The sequence below is a fragment of the Acidiphilium sp. PM genome, from assembly GCF_000219295.1.
Classification (GTDB): domain Bacteria; phylum Pseudomonadota; class Alphaproteobacteria; order Acetobacterales; family Acetobacteraceae; genus Acidiphilium; species Acidiphilium multivorum.
This window is the reverse complement of record NZ_AFPR01000192.1, coordinates 1-7,622: the sequence shown is the minus strand read 5'-3', so window position 1 is coordinate 7,622 and position 7,622 is coordinate 1. Positions and strand designations below refer to the sequence as shown.

Here is a 7,622-nt window from a genome sequence, read left to right as displayed (position 1 = left end):
AGGCCCTGGCGGTGCAGCAGGTGGAGCGCGTGGCTGACCGGCTGGCGGGAGACGCCGAGACGGGCGGCCAGTTCGCCCTGGCGGATGCGCATGCCGGGCAGCAGGGCGCCATCGGCGATGGCCTCCACCACGCGTTCGTAGACCTTGTCGATCAGCGTTTCGCCGGTTTCGATCGGCTCCATGCGCGCTCCCACCGCATTCGGAATTCCGAAATTCTGCGGCAGGCGGGCGCCGGCGTCAAACCCGGCGCGGCGGGCTCAGCGCGGGCTGATCAGGGCGCGGCCGATGATCATCTGCTGGATCTGCGTCGTGCCCTCGTAGAGGCGGAGCAGGCGGACATCGCGATAGAAGCGCTCGACCTTGTATTCGGCCATGTAGCCGGCGCCGCCATGCACCTGCACGGCGCGGTCGGCGACGCGGCCGACCATCTCGGTGCAGAACATCTTGGCGCAGGAGGCGCGCATCGGCAGGTCGGCGACCGGCGCGCCGGCGGCGCGGTCGTCATAGGCGCGGGCGATGTCGCGCACCAGCGCCCAGCCGGCGGACAGCTCGGCCTCGGAATCGGCGAGCATGGCCTGGACGAGCTGGAACTCGCCGATCGGCCGGCCGAACTGGCGGCGCTCGCGGGCATAGGCGATCGCCTCGTCCTGCAGGCGGCGGGCCATGCCGCAGGCGACGGCGGCGATGTGCAGGCGCCCGCGGTCGAGCACCTTCATCGCGGTGCGGAAGCCCTGGCCGGGCACGCCGCCGATGATGTTCGCCGCCGGCACGCGGACGTTTTCCAGGATGACGTCGCAGGTCTTGGTGCCGCGCTGGCCCATCTTGCGGTCGGGGCGGCCGAGCTTCAGGCCGGGCGTGTCGGCCGGGACGATGAAGGCGGAGATGCCCGAAGCCCCCGGCCCGCCGGTGCGCGCCATCAGCGTGAAGCCGCCGGCGCGGGGGGCGTTGGTGATGTAGCGCTTGGCGCCGTTGAGGATGTAGTCCTCGCCGTCGCGCTCGGCGCGGGTGGTCAGCGAGGCGGCGTCCGACCCGGCATCGGGCTCGGTCAGGGCGAAGGACATGATCAGCTCGCCGCTGGCCACGCGCGGCAGGTATTCGGCCTTCTGCGCCGCGGTGCCGTCCATCAGGATGCCCTGCGAGCCGATGCCGACATTCGAGCCGATCACCGAGCGGAAGGCGAGGGAGGTCTGGCCGAGACGGTGGACCACCTCGCATTCCTGCGCCATCGACAGGCCGATGCCGCCATGCTCCTCGGGGATCGACAGGCCGAACAGGCCGAGCTCCTTCATCTCGGCGACGATCGGCGCCGGCACGTCGTCCTGCTCCTCGACCTCGTTCTCGGCGGGCACCAGGCGTTCGCGCACGAAGCGGTCGATGGTTGCGAGCAGGATGTCGAAGCTTTCCGAATCAAGCGCCATGGGGGTTCCTTCCGTTTACGGCAAGGATAGCCACCGGCGGGGCGGCGGGAAACCCCGCGGCGGCGGGTTCATGACAGGAATTTAAAGACCGCGCCGGCGGGCCGGTCACAGAAATGCCATTGCCGCGGATTTAGTTCGGGTCAGCGATCGAAAGGAGATCGAGGATGGAACGCAAGACGATCGGACTGCTTGGCGCGATGGCCGGCCTCGCCGCCGCATCGCCCCTCCATGCCGCGAGCGCGGAGGCGGCGCCACTGCCGGAGGCCGCATCCTACGCCGAACTGCTGGCGCCGGTGGCGGCGCCGGGCGTGATCCTGCGCGCGCATGACGCCCTGCTGGCGCGCGAGGGAACGCAGGCGCCGGCGGCGCGGCTGGAGCAGGTGGACCATCACCACCATCACCATCATCACAACGCGTATCGCCGGTTCTATTATCATCACCATCACCACCACCATCATCACCATCATCACGGGTATTACGGCTATTACGGGTGGTATTACCGGCCCGGCTGGTACTGAGGCCGCGACGGGCAACGACGGAGGATCGGGTGACGACGGTCAGGCTGCGCTTTTTCGAACCGGGACTGGCGCCGCGGCGCACCAAGCTCGAGGTGCCGGGCTGGGGTGGCGAACCCCAGCCGCGGCGCGACGGCGCGCACGAACAGCCCTGGCACTGCATGCCCTTCATCGAGGGCGCGCAATACGGGATCGAACTCTTCTATCCCTATGACAACGAACTCCGCGTCGGCCGCCGCGACGGGGTGGTCACGCTGGAGAGCGACTGGGGCCCGGACCCCTGCACCGGCATCAACTGGCCGCCCTTCCGCCCGTTCGGCGAGGGGTATTACACGCACCAGCTGCTGCTCGACATGGCGGTGGACGAGCCGATGGCGGTGCGGGTCGAGCCGCATCCGCGCTATTACACCTCCGGCGCGGACGACGTGCCGCTCGCCGTGCCGGCGCTGTTGCGGACCCAGTGGTGGCCGATGATCTCCTTCGTCGTCTTCAAGGCGCCGCCGGAGGGGGTGACGCATGTGTTCCGCCGCGGCGAACCGTTCATCCAGCTGACCGTGGTGCCGGCGGAGCCGGACCTCGACCTGCAGCCGATGGCGCCGGAGGAGGCGGAGGCGCGGGAACTGCGGTCGCGGCGCATTCACGCCAGCCGGGAGACGCTCGGCCAGGAGACGCGCTGGACCTCCTCGACCGACACGGTGTTCGACGGCACCTATCGCAACCTGCTGCGCGCCGCGCGCGGCAAGCCGGTCTGATTGCACCCGGCGGCGACTCGCCGCGCCGGCGCGCGGCGGGACCGCCATGCGAACATCAAATGGGCCGTTAATTAATCGAGTAGTAATTATTTCGGGCAATCTTCCGGTTTTCCGAGACGGTCGTCTGGTCCGAGATATTCTTGTTCGCTCAATCCACCATCGTCCCCACGGTCGAAGTCCTGCAGGCGTTGCTGGATTCGATTCCGAACCCGGTCATCGTGATCGACCGGGAGCATCGGCTCGTGCTGGTCAACCAGGCGATGGCGGATTTCATGGGCCGGCCGCGGGAGGCGTTGCTGGGGCAGACCGGGGCGGGACTCCTGCCGCAGGCGCAGCTCGAGGTGTTCTGGCGGATCGACGATCAGGTCTTCGCCACCGGCCTGCCGAACGAGAACGAGGAGATCGTGACCGGGGCCGGCGGACGGCAGCGCATCGTCATCACCCGCAAGCGCCTGATCCATCTCGACACCGCCGAGGGCAGGGCGCCGTTCATCGTCGCCGTCATTTCCGATGTGACGCGCTTCCGCGAGGCGGAGGCGCGGGCCCACCATCTCGCCGCGCATGACCTGCTGACCGGACTGCCCAATCGCGGGCAGCTGACCCTGCGCCTCGCGCAGGCGCTGGCCGCCGCGCGAAGCAGCGGCGAGGTCGTCGGCCTGCTGCTGGTCGATCTCGACGGGTTCAAGCCGATCAACGACCAGTTCGGCCACCTCGTGGGCGACAACGTGCTGCGCATCGTCGCCCGGCGGCTGAGCGGCGTGATCCGCGCCGGGGATACGGTCGCGCGGCTGGGTGGCGACGAGTTCTGCGTGATCCAGCTCGGCATTCGCGACGCGGCGCAGGCGCTGCACCTGGCCGACCGGATCGTCGCCGCCATCGGCCACCCGTTCGCGACCGATCCGGAACCGATCGTCGTTTCCGCCTCGGTCGGGGTGGCGCTGTGCCCGTTCGACGGCGACGATCCGGAGACGTTACTCGACCGCGCCGACCGAGCGCTCTACGCTGTCAAGCATGCCGGGCGGGGGAGTTACCGCCGCTACGAGGCATCGATGCAGCGCCTTTCGGCCTCGCCGGTGATGCGCCCGGCCGGGCCGGACGGCGCCGCCGCCGCCGGAGGGGAGCCATGAGCCGCACCGTGCCCGACGATGTGACGACGCTCGGCGCGCTGGTCCTGGGGGGGCGCGGCGTGGCGCTCTGGGATCTCGATCCGGTGGCGGGCCGGATCCGGCATTACCACGGGCAGGCGCGGGAAGGGGTGGATTGCCCGCCGGCGGAGACGGTCGAGCAGGTCTGCGCGCGGGTCCATCCCGACGACCGGGCGCGGGTCGGCGCGGCGCTGCGCTGCGACGACGGGCAGGCGGCACCGGAGTTCGAGATCGGCTATCGCGCGCGGGATGCGGCCGGCGGCTGGATCCGGCAGGTCGCGCGCGGCCGGGTGGTGGTGCGCGACGCCGCGGGCCGGCCGCTGCGGGTGGTGGGCATCACCATCGATCTCGACCTGGTCCCCGACCTGCCCGCCACGCCTTGCGGGGGCGGCGATTCCGAGCGTCTCGCCGCGCTGGCGCTCGAACTTGCGCAGCGCACCGAGGAACTCGCCAGCGCGCATCGCCTCGCCCGCGTCGGCGCCTGGCGGTGGGACCTGGCACGGCGCCGGATCTGGCTCTCGGTGGAAACGACGTGGCTGCTCGGCCTTGAAGGCGGCGCCGCCGAGATCGATTACGACCAGATGCGCCGCGCCATCCACCCGGACGATTACGACGCCGCGATGGCGACCTTCCGGGAGGCCGCGCGGAGCGGGACGGCGGCGACGCTGGAATACCGGGTGATCCTGCCGGACGGGGCGGTGCATGACGTGCTGACCCATGCCGAGCCGGTGGTGGGGGCGGATGGAACCGTGTCGCAGCTGCGCGGCACCACCCAGGACATCACGCCCTATCGCCGGATCGAGGCGGCGCTGCGCGAGAGCGAGGACCATTACCGGCACATGGTCGAGCTGCACCCGCAGATTCCATGGACGGCCGGCCCCGACGGCGCGATTCTCGAGGTCGGCCCGCAATGGTTCGCGCTGACCGGCATGAGCCGGGACGAGACCATGCCGTTCGGCTGGGTTTCGGCGCTGCATCCGGACGACCGGGACCCGACGCTCGCCGCCTGGCGGCGGAACATCGAGTCCGGCGCGCCGATCGACGTCGAATACCGGCTCCGGCTGTCCGACGGCGCCTATGGCTGGATGCGCGCGCGCGCCGCCGCCCGGCGTGGCGAGGACGGGCGGATCCTGCGCTGGTACGGCACGCTGGAGGACATCACCGATCGCCATGCGGCGGAGGAGGCGCGAAAGGCGTCCGAGGCGCTGGCCCTGCGCGTGCTGGAGGCGAGCGGCGATGCCGTGATCGTTTTCGATGCCGCGGGGCGCGCGAGGTTCGCCAATGCGCGGGCCATGACCATGCTCGGCCTGCCGGACGATGCGGTGGGATGCAACGTCGCCAGCCTGTTCGCCGAAGCCCATTGCCGCGAGCTGCGCATGGCCGTTTCGCGGGCGATGCGGGACGGCGCCGGCGGGCATTTCGAGCTGTTCTGGCCGCCGACCGATCTCTGGCTGGAGGCGAGCCTGTTCGCCGATGGCGGCGACATTTCGCTGTTCCTGCGCGACATTTCGGAAAAGCGCCTCGCGCAGCAGCAGCTTCGCTACGCGGCGAGCTTCGACTTCATGACCGGCGCGGCGAATCGCGGCACCCTGTTTTCGCGGCTGTCCGCGCAGCTGGAGCGGCAGGACGCCGGCGACCTGACGGCGCTGCTGTGCCTCGATCTCGACTATTTCAAGGAGATCAACGACCAGCACGGGCATCCCGCGGGCGATGCTGTGCTGCGCCAGTTCGTCAGCCGGCTGCGGCTCTGCCTGCGTTCGCAGGACCTGCTCGCGCGCTGCGGCGGCGACGAGTTCGTGGTCATGCAGACCGGGGTGGGCGGGCCGGCCGACGCCATCGCGCTCGCCGAGCGCATTCTTGCGATCATGCGGGCGCCGTTCGATGTGGATGGCATCTCGCTGCCGAGCAGCGTGTCGGTCGGCATCGCCGTGTCGAGCCTGGGGATGACCGATGCCGATGCGCTCTACAACCAGGCGGATCGGGCGCTCTACGTCGCGAAGTCGAAGGCGCGCGGCTCCTATCGCCTGTTCCATCCGGACATGCAGCGGGCGGACGAGGCCGGGCGGCGGCTGCGCGCGGAGCTGTCCGGCGCGCTCACGCGGGGCGAGTTCGCGCTCGCCTTCCAGCCCATCGTGCAGCTGGCGAGCCAGCGCATCGTCGGCGTCGAGGCGCTGCTGCGCTGGCACCATCCCGAGCGCGGCCTGATTCTGCCGGCGGAGTTCATTCCGGTCGCGGAGGAAAGCGGCCAGATCGCCTCCCTCGGCGCGTGGGTTCTCGGCACCGCCTGCAAGGCCGCCCGCCACTGGCCGGAGGACGTGAAGATTTCCGTCAACGTCTCGCCGCGCCAGTTCGAGCTGGGCGATATCCGGCTGGTCGTCGGCGACGCGCTGGCCGCGGCCGGACTGCCCGCCTCGCGGCTCAAGCTCGAAGTGACCGAATCGGTCCTGCTGTCGCAGAACGCATCGAGCATTCACGTCCTGCAGGATCTCCGCGAGCAGGGCGTGATTCTCGTGCTCGACGATTTCGGAACGGGCTATTCGTCGCTGTCCTATCTCGACACGTTCAAGGTCGATATCGTCAAGGTCGACAAGTCCTTCATCTCGCGCATCCGCGCGCCGGGCGACCGGCAGCCGATCTTCGAGGCGATCATGGGCATGACGGCGGCGCTCAACCTGCCGGTGACGGCGGAAGGGGTCGAAACCAGGGTCCAGCTCGATTACGTGACGCGGCTCGGCTGCGAGTGGGCGCAGGGCTATTACTTCGCCCGCCCGGTGTCGGAATACGAATTGCGCCGGCGCCTGCAGGGATTCTCCCGCGCCTGAGCGGGATGCGTCGCCGCGCCGCGCCGCGCAAGCCATTGTCGATGTCCGGAAAGGCCCTGGTAGCGGCGGGCGGATTTGAACCACCGACCAAGGGATTATGATTCCCCTGCTCTACCGCTGAGCTACGCCGCCCCATGGGTGGCGCTCAGGTAGCGTCAGAGACGAGGCAAGTCAATCATGCCGGATTCATGGCCGCCCCGCCCGGTGATAGGGGTGCCCGGCGAGGATGCATTGCGCCCGGTAGAGCTGTTCGGCGAGCACCGCGCGGGCGAGGAGATGGGGCAGGGTCAGGTTGCCGAGCGACAGCACGGCGTCGGCGCGCTCGATGATCCGCCGCTCCAGCCCCTCGGCGCCGCCGATGACGAAGGCCAGCGGCCGGGAGGTTTCGCGCCATGACGCGAGCATGGCGGCGAAGGCCGCGCTGTCCGGCGCCTTGCCGCCGAGGTCGAGGGCGATGACCAGATCCTCGGCGGCGAGGCGGCGGAGAATGGCGTCCGCCTCGCGCCGCTTGATCTCGGCCGGGCTGCCGGTGCCGTCGGGCAGGGCGACGACCTCCGGCCGGGGCTGGAGCCGCGCGGCGTAGCGGGCGACGAGATCGGCCTCCGGCCCCTTGGAGTCGCGCCCGATCGCGATGATGCGCAACCGGGCGCCCGGAGCCGTCACACCGGCTCGTCCAGATCGGCACTCCACATCTTTTCGAGCGCGTAGAGCTCGCGCGCTTCCGGCTTGAAGAGATGGACGACGATGTCGCCGGCATCGACCAGCACCCAGTCCGACCCGCCGGCGCCCTCGACCTGCACGCGCTTGACGCCGATCGCGGCGAGCTTTTCGAGCAGGTGGGTCGCCATCGCGGCGATCTGCCGGTCGGCAAGGCCGGTGGCGACCACCATGCGGTCGGCGAAGCTGGCGCGGCTGGCGAGGTCGATCGTCACGATGTTCTCGGCCTTGTCGTCGGCGAGGCTCTCGGTGA

8 protein-coding genes and 1 tRNA gene are annotated in these 7,622 nt (G+C 70.2%); 4 read left to right on the top strand and 5 right to left on the bottom strand.

The genetic code is table 11. From position 1 onward, the window contains the following. Together APM_RS09095 and APM_RS09090 are read right to left on the bottom strand one after the other, a co-directional pair. Positions 1 to 182, bottom strand: a 182-nt coding sequence (locus APM_RS09095) for a GntR family transcriptional regulator (protein ID WP_007423074.1), incomplete at its 3' end; no start/stop codon positions are given. Positions 183 to 257: 75 nt separating this feature from the next. Then, positions 258 to 1,418, bottom strand: coding sequence for an acyl-CoA dehydrogenase family protein (locus APM_RS09090; protein ID WP_007423073.1), 1,161 nt, complete (start codon positions 1,416 to 1,418; stop codon positions 258 to 260). A gap of 164 nt (positions 1,419 to 1,582) precedes the next feature. Between APM_RS09090 and APM_RS09085 the strand changes: the two genes are divergently transcribed. The 4 genes from APM_RS09085 (at position 1,583) to APM_RS09070 (ending at position 6,652) form a co-directional block, all read left to right on the top strand. Next, positions 1,583 to 1,936 (top strand): hypothetical protein, encoded by a 354-nt coding sequence (locus APM_RS09085; protein ID WP_007423072.1) that lies wholly within the window; start codon positions 1,583 to 1,585, stop codon positions 1,934 to 1,936. 29 nt (positions 1,937 to 1,965) lie between these two features. After that, the gene (locus APM_RS09080; RefSeq protein ID WP_007423071.1) at positions 1,966 to 2,685 is read left to right on the top strand and encodes a hypothetical protein; all 720 of its coding nucleotides are present in this window, start codon (positions 1,966 to 1,968) and stop codon (positions 2,683 to 2,685) included. A gap of 140 nt (positions 2,686 to 2,825) precedes the next feature. Next, positions 2,826 to 3,812 carry a GGDEF domain-containing protein gene (locus APM_RS09075; protein ID WP_007423070.1) on the top strand — a complete coding sequence of 329 codons (987 nt, stop codon included), beginning with the start codon at positions 2,826 to 2,828 and terminating at the stop codon, positions 3,810 to 3,812. Continuing rightward, the gene (locus APM_RS09070; RefSeq protein ID WP_007423069.1) at positions 3,809 to 6,652 is read left to right on the top strand and encodes an EAL domain-containing protein; all 2,844 of its coding nucleotides are present in this window, start codon (positions 3,809 to 3,811) and stop codon (positions 6,650 to 6,652) included. The genes APM_RS09075 and APM_RS09070 overlap by 4 nt, the downstream gene beginning before the upstream one ends. 57 nt (positions 6,653 to 6,709) lie before the next feature. On the opposite strand, the gene APM_RS09065 is transcribed toward APM_RS09070, so the two are convergent. The 3 genes from APM_RS09065 to rsfS form a co-directional block, all read right to left on the bottom strand. Continuing rightward, positions 6,710 to 6,784: transfer RNA gene (locus APM_RS09065), tRNA-Met, on the bottom strand. Between the two features lie 54 nt (positions 6,785 to 6,838). Next, positions 6,839 to 7,315, bottom strand: a complete 477-nt coding sequence (locus tag APM_RS09060) for a 23S rRNA (pseudouridine(1915)-N(3))-methyltransferase RlmH (protein ID WP_011942327.1) — start codon at positions 7,313 to 7,315, stop codon at positions 6,839 to 6,841. Beyond that, the coding region (rsfS, locus tag APM_RS09055) for a ribosome silencing factor (protein ID WP_007423067.1) at positions 7,312 to 7,622 on the bottom strand (311 nt) is incomplete at its 5' end. The genes rsfS and APM_RS09060, both read right to left, overlap by 4 nt.